Raw genomic sequence first — 25,968 nt, forward strand, 5'->3', positions numbered from 1 at the left:
GCGTTCAGGAAGCTAACTTGCTTTCCATCAGCCCTCACGGGCGTTGGGTGAACCGAACAAGCTGTTAAAAAGTACGTGAAAATCAGCGTCTCGGCGACAACTTGCACGTCCCGACAGGCAGGCTTTGGCTCGTTGGGCGGGTCCCGGTCGACAGAGTGAACGCCCCAGTGTGAATAGTTCGACGGGACAAAGCTGGTTCTCAGTGACAAACAGCACATCTCGACAGGATAGCTGTTGTTAATAACTAATGAGTTGCTCCTGGCTCAAAACAAGCATTCCTGAATCCTGGCCTAAAAGGTCTTCAATCAGGGACCAGCGCGTCTCCAGAAAAGCCGTTAACTCACGATTGCGAAGGTTGCCCAGTCGAAGATGAATAATGCGGGGTGGCGCACCTTTCAGGAAAAACGAACAGGAAAGTCAGAGTCTTTAGTGACAATAATTCGATTATCTTCAGTCGCTATTTTAGCAATGTCAGCGTCTTGCAACAGATGGCCATCCGGGAAATAAGTAGTGTGAATAGCATCAAAACCTTTCCACCGTAGGTAGGTTGCTAACATTGGTGGTAGCTGGGTGTCAACAATAAACTTTAGCACAATTAATTAAGAGGCCAAGGGCAGAGCAATAATGGTGCGGGCATTGGCAATATGAGCCGCATACAGCAAAGATGCCTGAATATCAGCTTCTTCCAGATAAGGGTAATCAGCTAAAATTTCTTGATTGGTCATTCCGGCAGCCAACAGTTCTAATAGTTGCGCCACTGTAAATCGCATATTGCGAAGCGTTGGTTTGCCCTGACTAACAGCCGGATTAAGGGTTATACGAGCAAGCAGGTTTTCCATAATTGGTAGATATTTCAACGAAATTACGACTTTTTGTTTTCCGTTCGGTACGAGTTGTTCGTTGGCGGGTTTCCTGTGACAGGCAGCACGTCCCGAAGGAAAGTCGGTAGCCCAACCAGGCAGGGGTGAAAAGGTTGCAAGTTGTTCGTGCTTAGGGACCTAGCGTCCTCATCCATCAACCCCTGTGGGTGTTGGAGTCTACACCTCAGGTTCGCGTTGACAGGTCGTTCTCTATTCGTACATAAAGATGAATGTAAATAAAGCCGTTGTCGTGGCTGTCAGTAAAAGTGCTGCACACACGATGTCGAAACCAACTAAGGACAGCATCAATCTGTTAGAGGGATTAGGGGTTGAAGGAGATGCCCATTGCGGTAAAACGGTTAAACATCGTTCACGGGTTGCCCAGGACCCAACGCAGCCAAACCTAAGACAGGTGCACTTGGTCCACGCCGAATTATTCGACGAACTTGCCGAAAAAGGGTTTCGCATCAGCAGCGGTCAGATTGGTGAGAATATTACCACAAGAGGTATCGAATTACTTAGTTTACCCAAAAATACAATTCTACGCATCGGTGAAACTGCCCGTGTAAACGTTACGGGCCTTAGAAATCCCTGCTCTCAACTGGACGGTATCCAGCCAGGTTTACTGAAAGCGGTTCTGGATAAAGATGAGCATGGAAATCTTGTCCGAAAGGCAGGAATTATGGGGATTGTTTTGGCTGGTGGCGTGATTAAGCCAGGTGACTTAATAGAAATTATGCTTCCTGAAGAACCTGTTGAAAAACTCGAACGGGTATAAACCTGGTTATGGGTAGTTAGTGTCTGCCAACGGGTAACTAAACAGTAAGCAGGCTGAGCAAAGCCTTTGCGGGTGTTGCCTAACCAGCGCCGATTAACCTGTGTACGGCTCTGCCGATCACCTACTCCAGCCGCACCCAGATTGTGCCCGAAAGGCTCTCGCCCGGATTCAGAATGGCTACTCCTTCGCCGTTGTTAAACGCGTCGACATTGGCCGTAAGCGGTTCAATCGCGATGCTGTCGCGTCGGGTGGGCGTGAAACACACTAAATAATTAAGTTTTCCCTCGCCGGTTTGCTGTCCCACAATGAGGTTAACGCCTGTTTTGAGCGACGTTAGCACGGTTTCGGCAAAGGCATCATAACCGGCTGAATGGCCCGTTGGCTCAATCAGGAAGGCCGTATCCAATTGCTGGTCGCGCAGGTTGATCGTTCCCGCGTTTTCGGCTGGTTTTTGTCCGTTCGGAATCATGTGGTCGTCAAGCGCGATGGGCGTTCGGTTAGGTAACGACAGGGCCGCTTCCTCAATCGACTCGTCGGAAAACGTAAAGTACGGATGCCAGCCGAAGGCCGCCGGGCAGCGGGTTGGGCCGGTGTTCTGCGCCGAGTAGCTAATCCGCAGGGCACACATCCGGTCGTCAGTAGGATTAGGCCCATAAGGCAACCGGTTAGCCTGCACTAATTCATAGGTGACGGTCAGGGCAAACGGAAACGGATAGCCAAAGGTATCACCGGCATAATCGTAGCGCAGCACGACCTGAGCGTGGGTTGGGCTAACGTCCTGACCAACAACCGAAAATACGCGCCCATGCACGAACCCATGTAGGGCATTGTCCCGGCGGGTTTCGTTCAGTTTCAGCGCATACCGTTCTCCCTCAAACGAATAAACGCCATGCCGAATGCGGCTTGGAAAGGGATAAAGCAGCGCGCTGGCATAACTTTCGTCGGCGAGTAGCGCCTGTGGGGACTCAGGGGCCTGAATTAGTGCGAATAGCTGCTGACCCTTGCGTAAAACCAATCGCCGGAGAACAGCGCCAAATTCAGGAATGACCGTAATAAACTCGCCCGATTCGGTATGTTCAAGCACATATTCGGTTAGCGGGGTGGAGTCGGTCGCTAAGGGGCCAAAGGGCTGGGTAGTAATCTGAAACGGCATGATACAGATCTGGCAGGTTAGTACGGTAGTAATCTGTTCAGCGGGCCGATTGTTTGGTAATATTTATCCACCCACTTTCATTGCCCCGGACAAGTAGACGGGGACCGTTTTGCTGGGCATACGCTGACAGCAGAAGCAGGTAGTGTCGAAGCGTGCTGGCTGTTTTCTTCCTAATATAAGGTAAATTAGTTTCGGTTACAGTTCTCCTTCGACGCCCAGCCCGAACAAGGCAAAATCGTACCGAACTGGATCGGTGGGGTCGAATTGGCGAAGCGTTTCCGTCAATTCGAGGGCAGCTTTCCAATCCGTTTGTGGCCGGGTGAGCAAGCCTAAATGACGAGCTACGCGGTTTACGTGGACATCAATCGGGATAATCAACTGGTTGGGCAATAAGCGTTTCCAGATGCCAAAATCGACGCCACGGTCATCCTGGCGCACCATCCACCGGAGAAACATCAGGAGCCGCTTGCACGACGAGTTGCGGGCGGGGGTTGCAATGTGTTTACGCGTGCGTTCGGGAAAGAAATCGGCCAGGCTGCAAAAACGGTCGTGGAAAGCGATGAGGCCAGTTTCCACCGGGTTAAACGGCAGCGGCCGACCGCCCGGTGTTAAGAAGTAGCCGTCAGGCAGAAAGGCATCTTCCAGCGAATCGTTTTGCTGGTAATACTGCCGGAAGAAGTGGAGAAAATACAGCGCGTCGGTGGCGTTGAACGTGCGGTGTTTGAAGCTCAGAAATCGGTTCAGGTCAGTTTCAGTATGATTTCGAATAAACTCATAGGGTGCTCCGTCCATCAGGTCGACTAACTCGGTGGCTTTTTTCAGAATTACGGGTCGCTGCCCCCAGGCCAGCACAGCCGCCCAGAAGCCCATAATTTCAACGTCCTGCTTACGGTTAAACCGGTGTGGAATGCTGATCGGGTCGCGTTCAATAAACGAAGGCCGATTGTATTGATCGGCCTTTGCATCTAAAAAAACTTTTAGGGAAGAATACTTAGTTTGTATCAATTCATTACTGGGCCGCCTGGCCGCCGGAGCGGTCATCATTTACTTTTTCCTCCGCTAACTACCCAGGCCATTGCTCGGGAAACACCGGAAAAAAGAGCCAGCAGCGTCGACATCACAAAGGTGAAAACGGCAATAAATGGATACGCCAGCGTGAACATAATACTGAACGTCATATAGCCTGGTGTGGCTTTCATCTGCTGATCGCGCTCCCGGTGTCGTCGGGCAATGCGCTCTTCTTTCGTTTCCATAGAGTTCTATAAAATGAAAAATGTATAATAGAAAATGCATAATGCAACGAGTAAAGGCATTATTCACTTTACATTATCAATTAGTCATTATTTAACAATGTAACTTACCTCAGCTCGAAAACGCCGATCTTCGGGTGAAAGTTTCGCGAAAGCCTGCGTCGATAACTTAATTAGGATCTTGTCATTCACGCCCGTGTTGGGCAGTCGGCCAATCACTTTCACCCAAAGGCTCTGGTTGTTAAATTCGTTGCGTACCTGCACTAAGGCACCAATGGGGGCTGTGCGGTGGAGGGCAAGGTATTTGCCCGACCCATCGGCTCCGTCAATCATTTCGGCGACCCCACTGGTCGAAATGCGTCGTCCGCGAGTGGGCATGGGCGCATCGTTGCCGGGGCGGGGCGACTCGACTTCAACCTCAGCCGGTTTTGGGGTAGTCGAAGGCCGATTGTCGGTAACGGGCGGAGTTGGCCGGTTGGGCACATCGATCTCGCTCCGGCGTTCGGGCTTGGGTTCAGCTGGCGTTGTCGACCGGGGCGTGCTGGTATGGGGTTCAGTCGGACGCGTACTTACCGGACGATTCGGGGTTTCAACGGGTTTGGGCATGTTGCCTACTGCGGGTACTGATGGCGTTCGATCCTGATAGGCTTTTTCCGAAACAATGAGCGCCTGCCCAATCAGCACATTGTTGCTGGGTAAACTATTCCATTTTCGTAAATCCGACGGCGATACGCCATAGCGACCGGCTAAGCTGTAGAGTGTTTGCCCGGCTTCAACGACATGAATACCGGCCCGCGCCGGGTCGTCCGTTTTCTTTGAATCTTTATCAGGGCTTTTGTCAGGCACTTTTTCGGTGGCTTTTGCTTCGCGTTTTTCTACCTTTTCCTGCTTCCGAAGGGCCTTGTCGATGGCTTTTTCTTCTTTGCGGCTCAGGGCGCCCTCGGCAATCGGAATCCTGACAAGCTGGTCGTAGCGAACGGCGTCTTTCAGGTCCGGGTTGGCCGCTTTAATATCGGCCACTGAGCGGCCATAGCGTCGGGCAATGGCGTAGAGCGTTTGCCCTTCATCGACGCGGTGAAGAATAAATCGCTTTCCATCTTTTTTCTCGATACCGATTGAGTCGGCAACCGTTGCCCAAACCGGTGAATTCGGACGGGCCTGCGCGGAGAAAAGAAAAACAAGACCGCTCAGGAAAAACAAAGCAGCAGGAACAGAAATCTTTTTCATGGGTCATTAACAGCCGGGATAGCCAACCGACCAAGCCCTGGACTTCAGCTATATAAACGGCTGGTGCTGTAAAATAACGCAAAGTACGGTTGATTTCGCCAGAAATAAGCGCGACTACCCCCACCAACCTGCCTGCCTTTCAAATCAGCAAAGCTGTTAAATCTTGTTAAAATAACCTATCAACTGGTCTTTCCGAACAGAAGCAGACGTTTGAGGTTAAACAAAGAACGGTTTTTCGTTATTGCGCTGGCAATAAGCCAACCACAATAACCAGTTTAACAAACCACTTTCTGAGCACATGCAAAATTATTCGATACTTTGGGCCGACGATGAGATTGATCTCCTGAAACCCCACATCCTGTTTTTAAAGAACAAAGGTTACGATGTTACGCCTGTTAATAGCGGAGCCGACGCGCTCGATCAGGTTGAACAGTCAAACTACGATGTGGTATTTCTGGACGAAATGATGCCCGGCATGACGGGGTTGGAAACGCTTTCGCAGATTAAACAGATGCGTCCTAACCTGCCCGTCGTGATGATTACCAAAAGCGAGGAGGAGCACATTATGGAAGAAGCCATTGGCTCCAAAATCGCTGATTACCTTATCAAACCGCTCAACCCGAATCAGATTTTGCTATCGGTCAAAAAAATTCTGGACAACAAACGGCTCGTTACCGAACGAACCAACATTGGCTACCAGCAGGACTTTCGCAATATCTCCATGCAGTATAACGACCGTATGGATTTCAATGAATGGGCGGATGTATATAAAAAACTCATTTACTGGGAATTAGAGCTTGATAGTTCGCAGGACAGGAGCATGTCGGAAGTGATGAACATGCAGAAAAGCGAAGCCAATTCGGAATTCTGCAAGTTTGTGATCGACAATTATGAAGACTGGCTGAATGACCCCAAGGCAGATAGTCCGGTTATGTCGCACCAACTGATGCGTAAGAAAGTGTTTCCCCTGATCAATCAGAGCGGCACTGATGCCGGTGGGGCGCCTTTGTTTTTTATCTTAGTTGATAACCTGCGTTACGACCAGTGGAAGGTCATTGAACCCCTGCTGGCAGAATACTTCACAGTCGAAGAAGAATCGTCCTATTATTCCATTCTGCCAACGACAACCGGCTTTGCCCGTAACGCCATTTTTTCGGGCATGATGCCCAGCGAAATGGAACGCAAACACCCCGATTTGTGGGTGAATGACGACAGCGAAGACGAAGGGCTCAATAACCACGAAGACGAATTCCTGCGTCGGCAGCTCGACCAAAGCCGACTGAATATCAAGATGTCGTACCATAAAATTCTGAACGTCAATCAGGGGAAATCATTGGTCGATAATTTTAATAATCTGCTGCAGAATCAGTTAAACGTAGTGGTCTACAATTTCGTGGATATGCTCTCGCACGCCCGCACCGACATGGCCATGATTAAGGAACTCGCCCCCGACGAGTCGGCCTATCGCTCCATCACGCGGTCGTGGTTTCTGCATTCGCCCCTGCTGGAGTTTATTCAGAAGATTGCAGCCAAAGGTGGGCGGCTCATCATCACCACCGATCACGGCATGATTCGGGTGCAGAAACCCGCCAAGATTGTCGGCTACCGCGAAACCAATACCAATCTGCGCTACAAACAGGGCAAGAACTTAGGTTTCGAGGATAATCATCTCTTTGTGGGCCGCAAGCCCGAACGGTTGTTTCTCCCAAAGCCACACGTCTCGACCGCTTACGTCTTCACGCTGGAGGATTACTTCTTTGCGTATCCCAATAACTACAACTACTACGTAAATCATTACCGGAACACCTTCCAGCACGGGGGCGTGTCGCTGGAGGAAATGATTATTCCGTTCGCGTATCTGAAAGCGAAGTAGGTGAAGTCGCGAGGTCGGGTTTGAGGACCCGACCTCGCGACTTCACCGATTAATTAAACAGCCTGTGGGCGTTGTCTGCCTGACTACTACTGGCTTGCCCGTGAGCGTGGCATTGAGTGCGTCTTTTAAATAAAACGCTGTGGGAGCTGGACGGGAGCGGCCCAGCCGGTAAAACTGATCGTCGATGCTGCCCCGGTAAAGAACCTTTCCCTCGCCCGAAAGCAACAGCACCTCAGGCGTTGTTGTCACATTGTATTGCGTCACTAATTTGTGAGCCGGATCGAGCCGGTGAGGGAGCGTCAGTTTATAGTCGCGCTCAAAAGCCCGAATGTCGGCCAGGGTCGTGGTCTGGGTTGGATAAACGGCTTCGAACCGCACCCGGCTGCGATACTGACTGGCCATCTTCTGAATTCGGCTGGTTGTTTTCTGGCAAACAGGGCACTCGGTATCCCAGAAAATAAGTACCCGGCATGGAGGTTCGCGGATGACCGGTTCTGCCGACGTTGTTGCCAGTTCCCACAATAATCCCCATAATAACCAGCACATCATCCGTTTAGTACGTAGAGAAAATGTCTTCCATCATGTAGGCATGCGTGCCTAACCACTTGGCCGTTCCGTTTAACTGAGTCACCTCGATGGTGAGGTCATTTCGGAAATCGCTCAGGCAATACTTACTAATGGCCTGCTCAATCGTGTTCAGGATGAAGTCAGCCGCTTCGGTCAGTACACCATCCACAATAATCATTTCCGGGTTGAACAAACTAATGGCAATGGCCAGCCCTTTGCCCAACTGAAAGCCGGTTTCGTGCAGCACGTCAATGGCGTAGGAGTCGCCCTGATGAGCCGCATTAATGAGTTCGTCGATGTCAATCTGCGTAACGTTATCGCGGAAACTGGCCAATTTAGATACCTGTCCCTCCAGAATATCCCGCTGTACCCGCTTCACTAAGGCCGAAGCCGACGTAATGGTATTCAAACAACCGATTTTGCCGCAGTAACACAACTCCCCGTCCGGGTCGACCTGAATGTGGCCCAACTCTCCGGCAAAGCCGCTGGCGCCCTGAAAAACTTCGCCATTCACGACGATTCCTAAGCCCACACCCCAGTCGATATTGATCGACAAGACCTGTTTTTTGCCCTGTGCGCCCCCAAACCGGCTCTCACCAAGCACCGTGGCTTTTGTGTCGTTAATCAGGTAAATGGGTTTGCCAATCTGGTTATAGAGCCATTGGGTTAGCGGTTCGCCGGTCTGGCTCAAATTCTTATAAGTTAAATTCAAGCCCCGCCGGGCGTCGATCAGGCCCGGCATCGACACCCCAACCGCTATCAGGTCGTCGGACTGGATACCCGAATCGGCAAGGGCGTTGGTGAAGTTACGCATCAGCGACGACAGAAAAGCCGGGTTATCGTTTAGGCGCAGGTCGTAGTCGCCCCGAAAGGCCACCCTGCGCTGCGGGTCCATAAATAAAATTTTGGTATCGTGTGTACTCACATCCAGCACGGCGGTATAATGGTGCTTCGTGTCAAGTCCAAATAGCACTGGTCGGCGGCCATTGCTGCCCGATGCTGTGCCAATGGCCGTAACCCACCGATTGCTTGTTAGTTCTTCCACTAAACTCGTCACGGATGGTACGCTGCTATGGAGAACCTTAGTTAAATGAGCCAGTGTACAGGTACCCGTCTCATACAGATGAGCCAGCACTTTTCGTTGTTTCTGGTTCTTTTTATAGTCGACAACCGACTGTTGCACAGGCAAAATTTCCTCGGCTAATGTAGTGGAATTCATTAGGTTATGTGGATAAGAGGCTAAAGTTGACAAACTTACGGGCTTGTACATCCATTCACAAAGGAAATGGTGACTAAGAACTACTTTAAATCGCAGAACACGTTTTATTTTATGAAACAAATGTAGTTTTTAAAAAATAATGTTAATTTTAAATTAAATATAAAATAAATTTATAATAACCTTATGCAATAATAAATTAATCTATTAAAAGTCAACGAATTTGTCATCATTAATTTTCTGTTTACCCTACTGTGTAGTATGCAGGAAAAGGTTACTATTGGCAAGTCTGCTACGGGGTATGCTGACTCTGGCACTGAACAACCCTATCGTTGCAGGCTGGGTACACGATGGTCGGAATAGTCCTATTCATGAACTGACCGGTCGGGTGAACTGAGTAAACGTTGGAACAACGTGAGCTTGCCGGATTCAAGCGATGTGAACTATGCCAACGGCAAAGCTGCTTATGAGGAAATGGCAAAAGACACTGTTTTCGGCCGTGACCTGCACGAGATGCCACGGCCGGTCCTGGTAGAAGCCGCTTTTGGGTTCTCGGTTTTTTAATTAGCTGGCTATGGTTAAAATGACGGGGATCTTCTACGGCTTCGTCATTTTTGTCAAGTGGGTATTGTCGTTCTGTATTTATATGAAGCAATCAATCGTGAGGGACGTTAGCTGGCTTCGCACAACGGATAAACTACCCAAAACCTCCGCCCCCCGGCGTTTCGATTCGAATGCGTTGGCCGGGTTGTAGAGGTCGGGTGAAAATGCCGGGCAGAGCCTCCACGCGTCCGTCGGTATGAATCAGCATTTGCCGACCCGTTGCTCCTGACTCGCCCCCGTTCAGGCCGTAGGGGGCCACCACCCGGTGCTGACTCAGCAACGTGGCCTGCACCGGTTCCAGAAATTCAATCTCGCGGATAATGCCATCGCCCCCCTGCCACTGACCCGCGCCCCCGGAACCGGTGCGGATACTGAACTGGTGCAGCCGAACGGGGTAACGTCGTTCGAGTTCTTCGGGGTCAGTGAGTTTGGTGTTGGTCATGTGCTGATGCACCGCCGACCGTCCATCAACTCCTTTGGTGGCACCGGCCCCCCCGCCAATGGTTTCGTAATAGCCAAAGCGACCATCGCCAAACAGAAAATTGTTCATCGTTCCCTGACTGCACGCGGCCAGGCCCAATGCTTTGAGCAGCGTATCGACTAACCGCTGACTGACTTCGGTATTGCCGCCAACCACCGCCGGGCACTCCGACGAATTATCTGAAAAAACAGGATTTAAAAAGGATTCTTCCGGTAAAACAAGTTCGACGGGGGCCATCAGTCCTTCATTCAGCGGAATATTGCCCGGGGTCGCGTTCGACACGCACCATAACCGGAGAACATACAGCACGGCGCTATACAGAATGGAGATGTTCGCGTTCAGGTTGTTTGGGTGAACGCCCGACGTGCCCGAAAAATCGAACTTGATCCGGCCATCGTTTATGGAAATACTTACCCGAATGGTATGCCCGTCATCGAGGGATTCTTCGGCCTGAAATAGCTGACCATGAAGTGCTTCCAGCACAGCGCTGATTGCATTTGTGGCCGACTGCTTCAACCGTGTCATGTAGTGCTGAACGGTGGCCAGACCATGCTCCCGAACGAGGTGTTGCAGTGCTGATTCGCCCGCTCGAAGGGAGGCCAGTGCGGCCTCGATGTCGGCCCGGTTTTCGGCCAAAGCGCGGGTAGGGTAGGGGCCATCTGTAAAGTGGTGCTTTAGCCCGCTCGCAACGGTAACGTTGCTGTTCTCCCATAAAAACCGGCCTTCTTTCACGACATACATCGGCTCCAGCACGACGCCTTCTTCGGCCAGCGACAGTGCATCGGGCGGCATGGAACCGGGCACTTTTCCGCCAATTTCGGCATGGTGGGCCCGATTAATAACGTAGCCAATAAGGGTATCGCTGTCCGTATAAACGCCACTTAACAACGTAACATCGGGTAAATGCGACCCACCATATTTCGGGTGATTGGTAATGACGACATCCCCCGGCGCAAGGGGTAGTTTCTGCAACACCAATCGCGCGCAGACGCCCAAACTGCCCAGATGTACAGGTATATGTGGCGCATTGGCAACCAACTCGCCATTTGCATCCAGCAAGGCACAGGAAAAGTCAAGCCGCTCTTTCACGTTAACCGAAAATGCTGTTCGCTGTAATTGCGCGCCCATTTCTTCGGCAATGGCCCGGAAACGCTGGGTGAATAGTTCAAGTTGAACAACGTCGTTTCCCTCACCCCGCCCTCCCCTCCCTGAGCGAGAGGGGTTGGGGGTGAGGGAAACATCAGCAATATACTCCACGAGAGCATTCTTATCGGCCTGAACGATGAGCCGCCAGCCGGGTTCGATAAAGGCGGAGGAAGTAGCGTTTAGCAGCAACGCCGGTCCGCGAAACGTGTCACCCTCCTGCAATTTTCCCCAATCGTAGACGGGGTAAGCATCAGTCCCGAACCGTGACGACGGACCGCCTGGATTTGCATGGCGATGGCTGACGGGTGGGCCACTAACCGCTTTTTCAGTCGCTGCGGTGCTGACAATCACGCGAATGCTTTCGACCTCAATCAGTTGATTTGCTGGAAAGTGACCGTAGAGTTGCTGATATTTCTGCTGGAAATCCACGGCCAACTGGTTGCTCATGGGCACATCCACTGTCGATTCCTGCCCCGATAAACGAAGGAATACTGTCGTTGATTTCGTTGTTACCAATGTGTTGTGGCCAACGTCCTGCCAAAGTGCCAGCGTTGCCGTTGCAAGGAGATTTTGTAACCTGTCGGGCAGGTCATTTTCGACAGTGGTGAGGGGCTGAAGTACTGTTTGCGAAGCCATGCGCTCAATTTGAGCCTGCCCGATACCGTAGGCGCTGAGCAGTCCGCCATCAAACGGCAACAGTAGCCGCTCAATGCCCAGCCGTTGGGCAATCGCGCAGCCGTGCAAACCTCCCGCCCCGCCAAACACCAGCAGACTATACGCCATTGGGTCGAAACCCCGCGCTATCGAAATCTTCCGAATGGCTCCGGCCATTAGTTCGTTGGCAATTCGCTCAAAGCCCCGTAGCAGGTCTGGCGCCGAAGCGAGCTGGGCTGTTGCCGCTTCAATTTCAGCCATAAGCTGTGTTAATGCAGCCTGTGCTCGATCGGGGAAAACCGGAATGCCAAACTGTTTTGGGTGGAGTTTGCCCAGCAGCAGATTGACGTCGGTAATCGTGAGCGGGCCACCCGCTCCGTAGCAGGCCGGGCCGGGGTTCGACCCCGCGCTATGCGGCCCCACGCGCAATTGGCCACTGCTTTGGCCACTGCGCTCGAACCAGCATATTGAGCCTCCTCCGGCGGCAACAGTCTCGATAGCCAATGAGGGCAACTGGAGGTCGAATGGCCCAATTTTGGTTGAAAACCGATAATCTAAGGTGCCCTGAATTCGGGCGACGTCGGTGCTGGTGCCACCCATATCGAGGGTAAGTAGTGGCTCATTTCGGCCAATGTCAGCGGCTCCGACAACACCCCCCGCCGGGCCGCTCAACAGACTGTCTTTGGGTTGGAATAGGTCGGCGCGGACCAGACCGCCTGTGCTGGACATTACCCGAAGTAAATGATGGCCAAGCTGTTGCTGCACATTGGCCAGATAAGACTGCATAACTGGTGTCAGGTAAGCATTCACAACAGAAGTTTGGGTGCGGACAACATAGCCAGGCGCAATGGCCATGTCGGTTGATAGGGTCACCGAAGCGAAACCGGCGGCTGTCAGTGCATCGCGGAGGATGTGTTCATGACGGGGATTTTTATACGCATTCAACAGCGACACAGCTATGGCATCGGGTTTGGTTTGCCGAAGCTGGTCAATCAGTTCAGCAATGGCCTGGCCTGATAAGGTTGTTAGAACCTGACCCTCGGCGGTAACGCGCTCGTCAGCTTCCAGGACGGAATCATAAAGTACTTCGGCGGGCGGGATGGCTAACTGAAACAGGTCGGGCCGCTGCTGCGTCCCGATTTTTAGCAGGTCTTTAAATCCTTTTGTCACGATGAGTGCCACGCGGCCACCTTTGTGTTCGAGCAGGGCGTTGGTGCCTTTGGTGGTCCCGAGTCGCATTTCCAGAGCTGGAAACGGCTGATTCAGGAGTGTTTGGGTAAGCAACCGGGTGGCCAAAACGGGGGCTTCTTCGCCCGTGAAGAGCTCAATAGTTGCCGATTCTGGTAAAACAACGTCTGCGTCCAGATACCCAGTTGTATCGAGTGACAGCACCCGAAACGGCTGGTCTGTTTCTACCACCCGACCCGAATACCCATCAAAAATTGGGGCTGTTAGCCAGGGCGCAACGAGTTTTCCGTCAATGAGCTGACCGCGCAATCGGCTGCTACTCAGAACTTTGATACGGTGCAGATTTCCGGCGGGGTCATGGGCCAGGCCATCCGTAAACGTGCCGCCGGTGTCAATCCAGATTTGGTACATACGATTAGTTCAGTAGGGTGATGCCCGCCTGTCGATAAGCCGCTATCACTTCCGGTTTTCCTTCCCTGTCGGTAATCAACACAGCGAAAAGGCTCAAGGGCGCAAAATGAAGGTATTTGTCGGTTTCCAGCTTCGAGGAATCGCAGAGCAGATAAACCCGTTCGGTTTGGCGAGCCATTATCAGGGCGGTACTGGCTTCTTTTTCGCTGTTGGCGCTCAGGCCATTTTGAAGCGAAATACCATCGACACCAATAAATGCCCGATTAGCCCGGTATCGAGCCATGTGTTCTTCCGCCATGAGTCCATGAACGGCCTGCCGCTCTTTATCCACTTCGCCACCAACTAAATTTACCGTCACCTCCGAGGTCATCAACTCCGCCACTACCGGCAGTGAGTTGGTGATGACCGTGATGCGTTTATTGCGGATGAAAGGACATAGCCGAAACACCGTGCTGCCGCAATCCATGAAAATAACGTCGCCTTCCTGAATCTCCTTTGCGGCCAACTGGCAGATGTAGTCCTTACGCTCGGCATTGACGGCTGATTTGTTGGCAAACCGTTGTTTATCAGTGGCTAAGCTTACTTTCATGGCTCCGCCCCGCGTTCGGTAAACCAACCCCGAAGCCGCTAACTGCATCAAATCTCGCCGGACGGTCATTTCAGATGTGTGCAGTAGATCGGCTAATTCACTGACATCTGCCGAGCCACGCTCCTCGACCGTTTGTACAATTAATTGTTTTCGGTGCTGGAAATTCATGATAAATGTGTTGCTTTGTTCAAAAATAAACAAATTCAAACAATTTCGAACAAATGACTACAGAACGAGTGCAAATAACGGAGGAGAAACTACTTTCTGACAACTGGTATGTTCTCAAACGCTTTACCTTCAATTATCTCGGTAAAAACGGTCAGTGGTCAACGCAGCAACGCGAAGCCTACGACCGGGGTAATGGGGCTACCATTCTGCTTCACAACCCACAAACGGACACGGTTATTCTGACCCGGCAGTTTCGGTTGCCGACGTTTGTAAACGGCAACCGCACTGGCGGGGCTGCCGACGGTATGTTGATTGAAGCCTGCGCCGGACTGCTCGACAACGACGACCCCGAAACGGCCATTATCCGCGAAACTGAAGAAGAAACCGGTTACCGGATTTCGGCGGTGCAGAAGGTTATGGAAGCCTACATGAGTCCGGGTTCAGTAACAGAGAAGCTGTTTTTCTACCTCGCTCACTACACCGCCGACACCGAACGATTGGCCGGGGGCGGCATCGACGAAGAAGAAATTGAGATACTGGAACTGCCTGTCAGTCAGGCGACAGCTATGATGGAGAGCGGAGAAATCAGGGATGGTAAGACCATTATGCTGCTCCAGTATCTTCGGCTACAACAGCTAACTAAAGCCTAACAAAATTATGCTGATTCTCATTGCCGGGCCGTATCGCTCTGGCACAAACGATGACCCTGCTTTAATAGCTCAAAACATGCACCGTATGGACGAAGCCGCTTTTGCTGTATACCAACTGGGGCACACCCCCATTTGTGGCGAATGGATCGCCTTGCCGCTCATTCAAACTGCCGGTTCTGGTCAACTTGGCGATGCGGTTTTCAACGAAATTTTTCATCCTGTCGCCGTGCGGCTGATTGACCACTGCCATGGCGTACTCCGCGTGGGTGGCCCGTCTGCTGGAGCCGATGAAATGATGCGACAGGCTGAACTGAAAGGGAAACAGACATTTTGGGCGCTGAACGAACTACCTAAATTTTAGCGAACGAGACGTGTTCGTATACTTCGTTCAACGAAATAGAGATGCCAACAGAGCGTAATTCTATAAACGCATCCATCTCATTCTGGACCGTTTTATCCCAACTGTGCTCGGTCAGTCGATACCAGGATTCGACTCGAGGGTAATTTTGTTCAACCAGTACGTATTCCTGAAAAGAAGGTAACTGCTCATACAACAAAAACTTGCCCGACTTATCAAAGGAAGCCGTGCTGCGCGACAGTACCTCGACAATCAGTAGCGGATTAACAATCAGATCCTCACGACCCTGCCAGAACTGAGGTTCTTCGCAGACAACTACTGCATCGGGGTACACGCCAACATTCTCAGACTCGATGTAGACCTTCTGGTCGCTGTTATAAACTATAAATTTGCGTGGAAGTGGTCTCAACGTGTATTTTAATGCTCCTGTCAGGTTAGCCGCAATCTGGTTGTGTCGTGCTTTTGCCCCGGCCATACGAACGATTTTGCCGTTATAAAATTCATGTTTGTGCAGCGACCGGGATTCGCGCGTCAGATACTCGTCGAGCGTATATTTTTTTTCGGCTACTACCATTGTTTACTGTGTTTACCAAAGATAACCAAAATAAGGGCGGCCCGGATCATTTCCCCGCTGAAATCAGGTTCGCAAACAACCGATATGCGCCCGGCACACCGGCGGGCAATTCACGGAAGAACACTAATCCCGTGTAGATAAAATGTCCTTTCCCGTAGCTGTTGTAGAGCAAACTTCCCTGTTTAGGGGCTTCGTTCTGGTCGTTGGCCGAGAAAACAGGCTCGTAATGGCTGTCCCAGTCCTGGGCGAAATACAGGCCACGCTCCTGCACCCAACCACTAAAATCAGCATCCGTGATTTTGTTAGGGTAGGTGAGCAAACGATGCTGTGGATTGACGAACGTCATTTTGGCATCTTCTTCGGTCACCCGCTCGCGGCCAACGGTAAACGGATACGGGCCAAGCTGCGGCAGGGGCGGCTCGTTCCGCAGAAACGAACTGGCAGGCGTAACATATTGCACTACCATCGTACCGCCATTTTTAACGTAGTCCATTAGTTTTGGCTGGTAGATAGCCAGATTCTCATTGGTATTGTAGGCCCGAATACCAACAACGATGGCATCGTAAACGGCCAGATTGCCACTCAGTTCAGCCGGACCGAGGAGCGTTACGCGGCAACCCATCTGTTGTAAGGCTGCCGGAACTTCATCGCCCGCGCCAACAATATAGCCCACATTTTTTGCAGTCACTTTCAGGTCTAACTTTACTAATTTGGCTTCGGCTGCCGGAAACAACGTTTGAATTGGAATGTGTGGATAGGCAATCTGACGGAGCCCCGTTGCATACGTGCCGGTTCCGGTTGTCATCACCGCCTGTAACCGGCCATTCTGCGCCTGCGCTGTCGGGAGGATCTGGAATGTAGCCCGTTGCTCGTCGCCTTTGTTTTTCAACTCAAACGGCATAGAGGCCGGTTCGATGCGCCAGCCAGCGGGAGCGTTAATTTTCAGCGTTCCCACAGCATTTGCCCGTCCGGCTTTGAGTACAATCTCAGCGGTTTTGGCAGTGTTGCTGGCGGCTGACGCGCCAGTAAAGGCATAAACGCGCTCAGTAAGATTAGCCGTCACCTCAGGCTGGATGATGAACGGCCGATAAATTTCGCCGTCGACCGGGTCGGTTGATTTGTAAACAACCGGTCGGCTGAATGTAAACTGTTGGCCCTCAATCTCAAACGTATAGGTGGCCGTCAGCGCGGCCGGACTTTCGGGAAGACCGATAAGTTGTTGATTATCGACCTGAAACAAACCTTTGTCTATTGGTTTTTCGAGCCAGTAGGGCTGCGATATTTTCTGCGTCTTTGGAATGAGCACGGTTGTGGGCAACAGCACTACATCATTCGGCTTCAGGGTCAGATTCAGCGTTGTGTCCTTGCCAGTCGAATACCGAATGCTCGCTAACTTTACGGATGCACCGGTTCGGCTGACTACGTTGGTCGTGAGTTTAATGGTTTCGCCGGGGGTAGCTGCATAGTTAGCCGGATTGGTTTCAAACCACAAGCCTGTGCATTGCTGAAGCAACGTTCGTATCTCCTGCCGCTTGGCGTTGACGTAATTGTTCGTTGTGTCGAGTTTATTGATGGTCCGATAAAGTTCAACCAGTGCGGGTACAGAAGCCGACGGCTGGTCGGGCCGGAAACTGGCAATGAGCTGCGTAACCTGCGCCTGCGCGGCTTCACCAGTTGAAACACGTTTCCAGGTCATATCGACGCCATCGAGCAGGTCTTTCTGAACTGGGTCGCCCCCTTTCAGCAACAGATAATCGGCGCGGGCGCCCCGGTTGGCTGGCACACCAAATCCCTGGCTTTTGTGCTGACTGCGGCTTTCGGCGGCAATTTCGCCATACGATTTGCCCAGCATTGGGTTGAACAAACCCGTTTCAATACCAATCAGATTCCCCGCTTCCTCGGGCTTCTTATTGCTCAGAAAAGCACCGGGAACAAACACATTCCATAAAATGCGCCGGGCCTGCCAGGGTTTTACGAACGCCAACTGTTCAGGAAATTTCGTGGGGTCATTAGAGATTTTAAACGCTTCTTCGGCCAGAAAACCCGATGCGCTATGGTGCCCGTGTCCGGCGCGGGCATCGGGCGGAAACCGGGTGATAATGACGTCGGGCTGGTACTTACGAATTATCCAGACCACATCGGCCAGTACTTTATCCTGTCCCCATGTCCGAACGGCCTCATCGGTCGATTTCGAGAAGCCAAAGTCGTAGGCCCGGCTGAAAAACTGGTCGGGGCCATCAACGCGCCGGGCTGCCAGGAGTTCCTGCGTTCGGATAACGCCGATGTTTTCACCCTGTTCGGGGCCAATAAGGTTTTGCCCACCGTCGCCCCGCGTTAGCGACAGGTAGCCCGTGCGAACGAGCCGCTCCTTGGCTAAGTAGGATAGCAAAAGTGTATTCTCGTCGTCGGGGTGGGCGGCTATGTAGAGGACCGAGCCAAGAACGTTCAGTTTTTTGAGGTTCGATAAAATCTCACCGGAGGATGCGGGCTTGATAGGGCCGTAGGGAACCTGAGCGAGCGTTACCGAAGCGAGAAAGTAGCCAGGAAGTACGGCAAACAGCAGTTTTTGAAGCGACACGTGCAGAAGTCAGATTATAGGCGATAACTCAAAGATAACAAAAGCCAATTCTAACCCCTAAGTTCCCCAAAAAACCGTACTTATCCTTAAAAAAAGTCAACAGAGATAGCGCCTTACGTTGGGTTATGCACCACCAAATTCTATCTTTGCGGGCAATTTACTTTTTTCAAACTATACTTAGTCGCATGAATTACAGTGTTTATCTGGTTCCCCTGCTTGGCGTTGTTGGCCTGCTGGTGATGTTTACGAAATTTATGTGGGTGTCCAAACAGGACGCCGGTGACGCCCGAATGCAGGAAATTGCCGGATATATCGCCGATGGGGCCATCGCCTTTCTTAAAGCTGAATGGCGGGTGCTTACGTATTTCGGCGTTATAGTAGCCCTGATTTTGGGCTATTCGGGCACCTTAATTGAAAATTCCAGCCCCGTCATTGGCCTGTCGTTTGTGCTGGGGGCGTTTCTGTCTGCCCTGGCGGGTTATGTGGGCATGAACATCGCTACGAAAGCCAACGTTCGCACCGCCCATGCCGCCCGCACCAGCCTGACAAAAGCCCTGGAAGTGTCGTTTACGGGCGGTTCTGTGATGGGCATTGGCGTAGCGGGTTTGGCTGTGCTGGGCTTAGGCGGTCTGTTTATTATCCTTTACAAATTATACGTTGGCGATACCGGCGACGTGAACGGCCTGCCGATGGAGAAAACCCTTGAAGTGCTGGCCGGTTTTTCGCTCGGTGCCGAATCCATTGCCTTATTTGCCCGCGTTGGCGGTGGGATTTATACGAAAGCTGCCGACGTTGGGGCCGACCTGGTGGGTAAAGTTGAGGCTGGTATTCCGGAAGATGACCCACGCAATCCCGCCACCATCGCCGATAACGTAGGTGATAATGTGGGCGATGTGGCCGGTATGGGCGCCGACCTGTTCGGGTCCTACGTAGCCACGATTCTGGCCACGATGGTGCTGGGCCGCGAAATCCGGATTCCTGCCGATATGAATATTTACGGTCACGCACCCATTGTGCTACCGATGGTGATTGCTGGTTTAGGATTGATTTTTTCGATCATTGCTACCTATTTCGTCCGAATCAAAAACGACAATGGCAGCGTTCAGGGCGCGCTGAACCTCGGTAACTGGGCTTCAATTGGTCTTACGCTCGTTGCGTCGTATTTCCTGGTAACGAGCTATCTGCCCGACGTGACCATGGAAATTCGGGGCGTAGAGTTTACCCGCATGGACGTGTTTTACGCCATCGTAACGGGCCTGATTGTGGGTGCGCTGATGTCGTCGATCACGGAATATTATACGGCCATGGGCCGCCGTCCGGTGCTGTCCATCATTCGCCAGTCGGCTACGGGGGCGGCTACCAATATCATCGGTGGATTATCGGTCGGCATGGAGTCGACCGTACTGCCCATTCTGGTGCTGGCGGCTGGCATTTATACTTCCTATCATTTTGCCGGTCTTTATGGTGTAGCCATTTCGGCCGCCGGTATGATGGCGACTACCGCCATGCAGTTGGCTATCGACGCGTTCGGGCCAATTGCCGATAATGCCGGTGGTATTGCCGAAATGAGTTATCTGCCCGAAGAGGTTCGGGGCCGTACCGATATTCTGGACGCAGTTGGCAACACGACCGCTGCAACGGGTAAAGGCTTTGCCATTGCCTCGGCGGCTTTAACGGCGCTGGCTCTGTTTGCTGCTTTCGTGGGTATTTCGGGCATTTCGGCCATTGATATTTACAAAGCCGACGTATTGGCGGGTTTGTTTGTGGGGGCCATGATTCCGTACATTTTCTCGTCGCTGGCGATTGCGGCTGTGGGCCGGGCCGCTATGGCAATGGTTGAAGAAGTACGCCGTCAGTTCCGCGAAATTCCGGGTATTATGGAAGGAACGGGCAAACCGGAATATGAAAAATGCGTAGCCATCTCAACGAAGGCGTCTATCCGCGAGATGGTACTGCCGGGCGCTATTGCCCTTACGGTGCCGGTTATCGTTGGGTTTACCTTCGGTCCTGAAGTGCTTGGCGGTTTGCTGGCGGGCGTAACGGTTTCGGGCGTACTGATGGGTATTTTTATGAACAACGCAGGTGGCGCGTGGGACAACGCCAAGAAATCCTTCGAGAAAGGTGTGATGATTAACGGCGAGATGTTTTACAAAAAATCGGAACCGCATAAAGCATCAGTAACGGGCGACACGGTTGGCGACCCCTTCAAAGATACCTCTGGCCCTTCGATGAACATCCTGATTAAACTGATGTCTATCGTGTCGCTCGTGATTGCGCCCTATATCGCTGTGCAGTCGTCTGAAACGTCGGGCTACAACCTCGAAGGAAAAGAAGCGGCTGGAACGGAAGTGCCCTTAGAAGAATCGACAGCGGCTGATAATGATAAAGTCAGTACGCCCAACCGCGACGGCGGACCGGCAACCCTCGGCGAGTTCAGCATTCAAAAGCTAACGAGCGGCATTGATCTGAACATTCCTGAATTCGGGATTGAAAACAAACTGCTGGCGTTTATCAAAAGCGACCAACCCGTTGACAAAGAAACCTGGTTTGATTTCGACCGGCTTCTGTTTGAAACCAATAGCGCAACACTAAAACCCGAATCGCAGGAGCAGTTGAAAAACATTTCCGAGATTCTGAAAGCTTATCCAGGGGTACATGTTAAACTCGGCGGTTACACCGATAACACGGGAAAGGCGGATAGCAACCTCAAACTTTCTCAGGATCGGGCCAACTCGGTTCGGGTTGAACTGGAAAAAATGGGTATCGGGAAAAACCGGCTGGAAGCGGAAGGCTATGGTCAGGAGCATCCTGTTGCTTCGAACGACACGGAAGAAGGACGTGCCAAAAACCGCCGTATTTCTATTCGGGTGACGGAGAAGTAAGTATAAAACCCGGTTATTCTATACCTCAAATCAAGTGCCCATATACCACATAACGCGCAAGGCCCGCCAGAACTATCTGGCGGGCCTTGCTTTTTCAGAAACGTTGAGTAAATCAGGAATTGGAAATTAATTCATTTTAAGTGACGATTGTGCATCATCAACGCCTTCTTTGGCGTTGTCTGCTAACTCATCTACCTTATCGTTGTACTCGTCTTTAGCCTGCTCTTTAGTACCCTTTATAGCCGTTTGAGCCTGCTCTTTATATTGATTGTATTGCTCCTTAGCTTTATCGGTGTATTCATTAACCTGGGTTTTGGCCTGCTCAAGGCCTTCTTTTACCTGGCTTACCCCTTTTTCCCACTGCTCCTTCAGGTCACCTGAGCGCTTGTTGGCTTCTTCGGTCAATTTGTCGCGTGTTTCTTTACCGGAACGGGGGGCTGTCAGAATACCAATAACAACGCCTGTGATGATACCAGTCAGAAAATCTCTTGTACTTCTCATTATTTTGTCTGTTTTAGGTGAGTGTTGTCTTTAAGTTAGTTGATGGGAACGAAGGTTATTGCTTGGCTTTCCGTTTGGCCTGCCCAACTAAATCCTGTGTTTTTCCAGCCGCCGACTCAACATACTCATTGTATTGACTTTTTATGTTGTCCAGGCCGCTCTGTAACTGATCCTGGAGGTCTTTAAAAAACGAGTCCGACTCCGACGAGATGCGTTTACGAGTCTTTTGCCCGCTTTCGGGTGCAAGCAACACGCCAACTATGGCGCCAACCGCTAATCCTACTAATACGCCTGGTAGTGATTTCATGATTTCTGTTCTTTTGTGAATGATAATGCTAATTACGCCAACCTTATAGAAAATACTGTACCACAGTTGAAAAAAATATCTAAACCGCTGTTGATAAGACAGTTAATGCAACGCGTGGCCTGCTCCTTACTGTAGTTCATTGAGGATTTTTCTCTACACGCCCGGCCACGTTTTCCCCAATAAGGCAGAAACCAGTGTGCACAAACAACCATTAGATGGCTTATCCTGAGGGGCGGAAAACAGCGTTTGAGAGGCACAAAAAAATCCCCGCGTTCAACTTGACGCAGGGATTCCGTACCCACCGTAACTTGTACTTAACCTAAAATATTGTTGAGCGAATTCAAATGTAATTTATCGGTTCGCCAGGAGCATCTTAGTTGAATCTAAAAGAGCTGTTTGTGGTCTCACACACCCCGCCCCTGTATTAAACGTAGAATAATGGCTATCACCGCAATAACCAGCAGAACGTGGATTAGGTTGCTGCTACCAATGCCAGTTCCCAAAACGCCTAAAAAGCCAAGTAGCCAGATAATAATCAGCACGACGGCTATTGTATACAGAAGGTTTCCCATGTGGTTTAGAAAGTAAATGGTGTATCGTGAGTAAATCAGAAACATATCTCGCAATGCTTAATCTATTAGAAAAAGTTGTGCCAAATAGCCCGGAAATACATACTCATTCTGTTTATAGCCCCTTATGTGGTTGTAAATGAGTATTTAATGAGGGAATAAGCTATATAAACGCTGGTCGGTGAACTGACGCCGACCAGACGAAAGTGTAGAATATTATCTACACCTGTAGAATTAACGTGGAAAAATGGCTCATTGATTACTAAGCCTGCCCGTAGTTTGTCAACGACTGACGTATAAGTATTATCAAAATCGTAATCGAATCAACTATTACAGTGGACTTTACTGCGTGTAAGTACATATTTTTTTATGCACCTACTGGTTTCGGCACTATATTTTATAGTAACAATTGGTGTGAATGAATATAGCAGACAAAGAAACCAGCGATAACCGTGATAGGAATAACAAGAGGAACCAGCGCGGAACAGCCTTTCAGACCAGTCGTAATGAATACAAAATCTCCCGCCAAACGAATATTAATTGTTGACGATGAAGCTGATATTTGCCTGTTATTATCAGGTTTGTTACGGCGATTAGGCTACCAGCCAACCTGCGCTCATTTCATTGAGGAGGGTAAGCAATGCCTTATTACCCAAAAATTTGATGCCGTCTTTCTGGATTTAAATCTGCCCGACGGGATAGGATTTGATTTATTGCCCGTAATCAAAAAAGATCAGATTGAAGCCAAAATTATTATGATTAGCGCGTTCGATGGTCAGGGCGAACGTCGGCGGGCTACCGAACAGGGAGCCGATTATTTTATTGGCAAGCCTTTTACCCGGCGTTCCGTCGAGATAGCTTTGCAAACTATTCAGGTTTGAGTAACTTTGTTCATACAGCTAATACAGATTAACGTGTTGTTTAACGCTGGACATAGTCTGTTTGACTGAGTTACTCCTCTGCATGGAAAAAATTCTGATTATTGATGACAATAATGACATATGCCTGCTATTAGAACGGTTTCTGAGCAAGCAGGGCTATAAAACCGCGTCGGTTCAGCGGGGTGATGATGGGTTGGTGCTGTTACGAAAAGAGGCTTTTGAACTGGTTATCTGCGATTTTAAACTCCCCGATATTGACGGCCTGGAAATGCTCCGCCGAATTAAGGTGATGCATCCCACAACAGCCGTTATCATCATTACCGGTTACTCCGATGTTCGGATGGCTGTTCAGACCGTTAAACACGGAGCCTATGACTACGTAACCAAGCCGCTTTATCCCGATGAAATTCTTTACACGATTAAGGCCGCTCTCGAACGGCGTGCTCAGTCGCTAATTCAGCAAAAAGGAACAGCGCCCGTCAGTACAGCAGCAAAGGGAAATCTGCCAAAAGCGCAGTCCGCGAAGTCAAACATGACGACCGACGGTAAACGGTTCATTTTTGGTAAAAGCCGCGCTGCCGAACAACTCCAGAAGCACATCGACCTTATTGCGCCAACCGACATGTCGGTTATTATTACCGGCGAAACCGGTACCGGCAAGGAGTTTGTTGCCAACGCAATTCACCTGAAAAGTAAACGTGCCGAAAGGCCATTTGTCGCCATCGATTGTGGTGCGTTAAGTAAGGAACTGGCTGGCAGCGAATTATTTGGCCATATAAAAGGCTCCTTTACCGGCGCTATGTCGGATAAAGCGGGTAGTTTCGAGTTTGCCAACGGGGGGACAATTTTCCTGGATGAAATTGGGAATCTGACCTACGACAACCAGATTAAACTTCTGCGCGTTCTACAGGAACGAAAAATCCGTCGGATTGGCAGTAATCAGGATATTCCGGTGGACGTGCGAATTATTGTCGCTACTAATGAAGATTTGCGCGAGGCTGTACGCCAGGGTAAATTCCGGGAAGATATTTATCACCGCATTGCCGAATTTGAACTGCATTTATCACCACTCCGGGAGCGTAAGGCTGATATTATGATTTTCGCCGAACATTTTCTGGAATTGGCCAACCAACAGTTGGAGAAAGAAATTCTGGGATTTGACGAGGAAGCGAAAGAGAAACTGAAGGAATACTACTGGCATGGTAACCTACGGGAATTACAGAACGTAGTGAAACGGGCCGTTTTGCTTACGCAGGGTGATTATGTTGAAGCTGACGTTTTGCCCCAGGAAATAATTTCGCCCCAATATTTCACCCCTGAAGACACAGCCAACACAAACATTCAGATCAATTACGACCCCGCCCGGCCTGGTGTACCTGTATTTAGCCAATCGGGAGCCAATCTTAAATCAGTATCGGAAAATGCCGAACGTGCGGCTATTCTTAAAGTGCTGGAGAAAACAGGCTATAATAAAACTAAAGCCGCTGAAGTATTGAATATCGATCGAAAAACGCTGTATAATAAGCTGAAGGCCTACGATATTCACCTTTAAAGGCGAAAGAGCGAAAGAGTAAAAGAGCGAACACCTGCCAATGTACTCGCTCTTTCACTCTTTCGCCTTTAATTCAGGCTAAGCCCCACCGACAGCAGGCCGACGCCGTTTTTTGCATTTCCCAACACCGTTCGAGCCGCGCCACCGTTGGCAATCTGTTTCAGGCCCTGCTCATACCGTGCGCCAATAAAGGCTTTTCCGAAATAAAGATTTAAGCCACCGGCAATTCCATAATCGATTTTATTGAAATTTTCGCGGTTAACAGCGCTTGAACCCGAGCCAAAATCTCCGTTCGAATTAACATTTGAATTCAATAGATAGGATACATACGGACCAGCCTGCAACTCAACGGCCTGACCTAATTTGAACGTTGCCAATACGGGCAATTCAGCATAGTTCAGTTTAAAGGTATTTTTGCCGTTAAAACCAAGAACGTTATAGGTAGCCGATGCCCCCTTTGTCATGTAGAGAAGTTCGGGCTGAACGGCAAAAAACTCGCCAATTGGCGCCTGAGCAAATACGCTTGCGTGAAAGCCAATTCGTTCGTTTTTATTACTTGCTCCCTGGCTATCATAAAATAAAGAACTTGCATTCAGTCCGCCTTTAAGGCCGACTCGTGTTCTGCCCTGTGCTGAAGCACTAACTGAGTTCAGGAATAGAGCACCTGCTGTTAAAACAGCGGCTGTAAGCGCTAATTGAGCTGATTTTTTCATAACGTTTTTAGTGTTTCGACAGACCAGAAGTTGGATCCACTCTGCCCGATAAATAGGTTAAATTCGTGCCAAAACCAGCAAATCAAGCTGGAATCGATTCATAGTCTTGTATTTTACAGGTCTAAGAGACTGTCTAAAAATAGCATTTTGATAAAAATAAGGAGCCGGTAAGTTTGTAGGAACAAAGAACCACCAATGTATCCTACTGATCTGACCGACTCCCAATGGCAAGTTATTCA

Annotated in this window: 24 protein-coding genes; 7 read left to right on the forward strand and 17 right to left on the reverse strand. The window is 50.4% G+C overall.

The window, feature by feature from the left end; all coding sequences use genetic code 11:
• Positions 1-395: 395 nt before the first annotated feature.
• The gene (locus ACYVI1_RS08295; protein WP_460908727.1) at positions 396-557 is read right to left on the reverse strand and encodes a DUF5615 family PIN-like protein; all 162 of its coding nucleotides are present in this window, start codon (positions 555-557) and stop codon (positions 396-398) included.
• A gap of 42 nt (positions 558-599) precedes the next feature.
• A complete protein-coding gene (locus tag ACYVI1_RS08300; RefSeq protein WP_460908730.1) occupies positions 600-839 on the reverse strand; it encodes a DUF433 domain-containing protein in 240 nt (79 codons plus the stop codon).
• 247 nt (positions 840-1,086) lie between these two features.
• Between ACYVI1_RS08300 and ACYVI1_RS08305 the strand changes: the two genes are divergently transcribed.
• The gene (locus ACYVI1_RS08305) at positions 1,087-1,638 is read left to right on the forward strand and encodes an MOSC domain-containing protein (RefSeq protein ID WP_460908732.1); all 552 of its coding nucleotides are present in this window, start codon (positions 1,087-1,089) and stop codon (positions 1,636-1,638) included.
• 121 nt (positions 1,639-1,759) lie between these two features.
• Here ACYVI1_RS08305 and ACYVI1_RS08310 read toward each other — a convergent pair whose 3' ends face one another.
• The 4 genes from ACYVI1_RS08310 to ACYVI1_RS08325 form a co-directional block, all read right to left on the reverse strand.
• Positions 1,760-2,791, reverse strand: coding sequence for an aldose epimerase family protein (locus tag ACYVI1_RS08310; RefSeq protein WP_460908734.1), 1,032 nt, complete (start codon positions 2,789-2,791; stop codon positions 1,760-1,762).
• 195 nt (positions 2,792-2,986) lie between these two features.
• Positions 2,987-3,832: a TIGR02757 family protein gene (locus ACYVI1_RS08315; protein WP_460908796.1), complete on the reverse strand. Its 846-nt coding sequence runs from the start codon at positions 3,830-3,832 to the stop codon at positions 2,987-2,989.
• Positions 3,832-4,044, reverse strand: a complete 213-nt coding sequence (locus ACYVI1_RS08320) for a hypothetical protein (protein ID WP_460908736.1) — start codon at positions 4,042-4,044, stop codon at positions 3,832-3,834. Before ACYVI1_RS08320 ends, ACYVI1_RS08315 begins: the two co-directional genes overlap by 1 nt.
• A gap of 87 nt (positions 4,045-4,131) precedes the next feature.
• Positions 4,132-5,268, reverse strand: coding sequence for a LysM peptidoglycan-binding domain-containing protein (locus ACYVI1_RS08325; protein ID WP_460908738.1), 1,137 nt, complete (start codon positions 5,266-5,268; stop codon positions 4,132-4,134).
• Positions 5,269-5,566: 298 nt separating this feature from the next.
• Here ACYVI1_RS08325 and porX point away from each other — a divergent pair, with 298 nt between their 5' ends.
• Positions 5,567-7,141 carry a T9SS response regulator signal transducer PorX gene (gene porX / locus ACYVI1_RS08330; protein ID WP_460908740.1) on the forward strand — a complete coding sequence of 525 codons (1,575 nt, stop codon included), beginning with the start codon at positions 5,567-5,569 and terminating at the stop codon, positions 7,139-7,141.
• 42 nt (positions 7,142-7,183) lie between these two features.
• On the opposite strand, the gene ACYVI1_RS08335 is transcribed toward porX, so the two are convergent.
• The 4 genes from ACYVI1_RS08335 to ACYVI1_RS08350 form a co-directional block, all read right to left on the reverse strand.
• Complete coding sequence (locus tag ACYVI1_RS08335; RefSeq protein WP_460908742.1) at positions 7,184-7,690, reverse strand: thioredoxin-like domain-containing protein; 507 nt, start codon at positions 7,688-7,690, stop codon at positions 7,184-7,186.
• Between the two features lie 4 nt (positions 7,691-7,694).
• Positions 7,695-8,927, reverse strand: a complete 1,233-nt coding sequence (locus ACYVI1_RS08340; RefSeq protein ID WP_460908744.1) for an ROK family protein — start codon at positions 8,925-8,927, stop codon at positions 7,695-7,697.
• 694 nt (positions 8,928-9,621) lie between these two features.
• Positions 9,622-13,407, reverse strand: coding sequence for a hydantoinase B/oxoprolinase family protein (locus tag ACYVI1_RS08345; protein ID WP_460908746.1), 3,786 nt, complete (start codon positions 13,405-13,407; stop codon positions 9,622-9,624).
• A 4-nt stretch (positions 13,408-13,411) separates the two neighbouring features.
• A complete protein-coding gene (locus ACYVI1_RS08350) occupies positions 13,412-14,164 on the reverse strand; it encodes a DeoR/GlpR family DNA-binding transcription regulator (protein WP_460908748.1) in 753 nt (250 codons plus the stop codon).
• A 53-nt stretch (positions 14,165-14,217) separates the two neighbouring features.
• Here ACYVI1_RS08350 and ACYVI1_RS08355 point away from each other — a divergent pair, with 53 nt between their 5' ends.
• On the forward strand, positions 14,218-14,814 hold the full coding sequence (locus ACYVI1_RS08355) for an NUDIX domain-containing protein (RefSeq protein WP_460908751.1): 597 nt from the start codon (positions 14,218-14,220) through the stop codon (positions 14,812-14,814).
• 7 nt (positions 14,815-14,821) lie between these two features.
• Positions 14,822-15,175 carry a DUF4406 domain-containing protein gene (locus tag ACYVI1_RS08360; protein WP_460908753.1) on the forward strand — a complete coding sequence of 118 codons (354 nt, stop codon included), beginning with the start codon at positions 14,822-14,824 and terminating at the stop codon, positions 15,173-15,175.
• On the opposite strand, the gene ACYVI1_RS08365 is transcribed toward ACYVI1_RS08360, so the two are convergent.
• Positions 15,165-15,746 (reverse strand): Uma2 family endonuclease, encoded by a 582-nt coding sequence (locus ACYVI1_RS08365; RefSeq protein WP_460908755.1) that lies wholly within the window; start codon positions 15,744-15,746, stop codon positions 15,165-15,167. The two genes, ACYVI1_RS08360 and ACYVI1_RS08365, sit on opposite strands and share 11 nt — an antisense overlap.
• 46 nt (positions 15,747-15,792) lie before the next feature.
• Positions 15,793-18,324: a PIG-L family deacetylase gene (locus ACYVI1_RS08370; RefSeq protein WP_460908758.1), complete on the reverse strand. Its 2,532-nt coding sequence runs from the start codon at positions 18,322-18,324 to the stop codon at positions 15,793-15,795.
• Positions 18,325-18,509: 185 nt separating this feature from the next.
• On the opposite strand from ACYVI1_RS08370, the gene ACYVI1_RS08375 reads away from it, so the two are divergent.
• The gene (locus ACYVI1_RS08375) at positions 18,510-21,206 is read left to right on the forward strand and encodes a sodium-translocating pyrophosphatase (RefSeq protein WP_460908760.1); all 2,697 of its coding nucleotides are present in this window, start codon (positions 18,510-18,512) and stop codon (positions 21,204-21,206) included.
• Between the two features lie 126 nt (positions 21,207-21,332).
• On the opposite strand, the gene ACYVI1_RS08380 is transcribed toward ACYVI1_RS08375, so the two are convergent.
• The 3 genes from ACYVI1_RS08380 to ACYVI1_RS08390 all read right to left on the reverse strand — a co-directional run bounded on the left by ACYVI1_RS08380 (position 21,333) and on the right by ACYVI1_RS08390 (position 22,586).
• On the reverse strand, positions 21,333-21,707 hold the full coding sequence (locus ACYVI1_RS08380) for a YtxH domain-containing protein (RefSeq protein WP_460908762.1): 375 nt from the start codon (positions 21,705-21,707) through the stop codon (positions 21,333-21,335).
• A 55-nt stretch (positions 21,708-21,762) separates the two neighbouring features.
• Positions 21,763-22,014 carry a YtxH domain-containing protein gene (locus ACYVI1_RS08385; protein ID WP_460908765.1) on the reverse strand — a complete coding sequence of 84 codons (252 nt, stop codon included), beginning with the start codon at positions 22,012-22,014 and terminating at the stop codon, positions 21,763-21,765.
• A gap of 404 nt (positions 22,015-22,418) precedes the next feature.
• Positions 22,419-22,586, reverse strand: coding sequence for a lmo0937 family membrane protein (locus ACYVI1_RS08390; RefSeq protein ID WP_460908767.1), 168 nt, complete (start codon positions 22,584-22,586; stop codon positions 22,419-22,421).
• 503 nt (positions 22,587-23,089) lie between these two features.
• Between ACYVI1_RS08390 and ACYVI1_RS08395 the strand changes: the two genes are divergently transcribed.
• Together ACYVI1_RS08395 and ACYVI1_RS08400 are read left to right on the forward strand one after the other, a co-directional pair.
• On the forward strand, positions 23,090-23,464 hold the full coding sequence (locus tag ACYVI1_RS08395) for a response regulator transcription factor (RefSeq protein ID WP_460908769.1): 375 nt from the start codon (positions 23,090-23,092) through the stop codon (positions 23,462-23,464).
• 82 nt (positions 23,465-23,546) lie between these two features.
• Positions 23,547-25,016, forward strand: coding sequence for a sigma-54-dependent transcriptional regulator (locus ACYVI1_RS08400; RefSeq protein WP_460908771.1), 1,470 nt, complete (start codon positions 23,547-23,549; stop codon positions 25,014-25,016).
• A 68-nt stretch (positions 25,017-25,084) separates the two neighbouring features.
• Here ACYVI1_RS08400 and ACYVI1_RS08405 read toward each other — a convergent pair whose 3' ends face one another.
• A complete protein-coding gene (locus ACYVI1_RS08405) occupies positions 25,085-25,729 on the reverse strand; it encodes a porin family protein (RefSeq protein WP_460908773.1) in 645 nt (214 codons plus the stop codon).
• Between the two features lie 57 nt (positions 25,730-25,786).
• Positions 25,787-25,968, reverse strand: a 182-nt coding sequence (locus ACYVI1_RS08410; RefSeq protein ID WP_460908775.1) for a hypothetical protein, incomplete at its 5' end; no start/stop codon positions are given.

Source organism: Spirosoma areae (assembly GCF_054781775.1).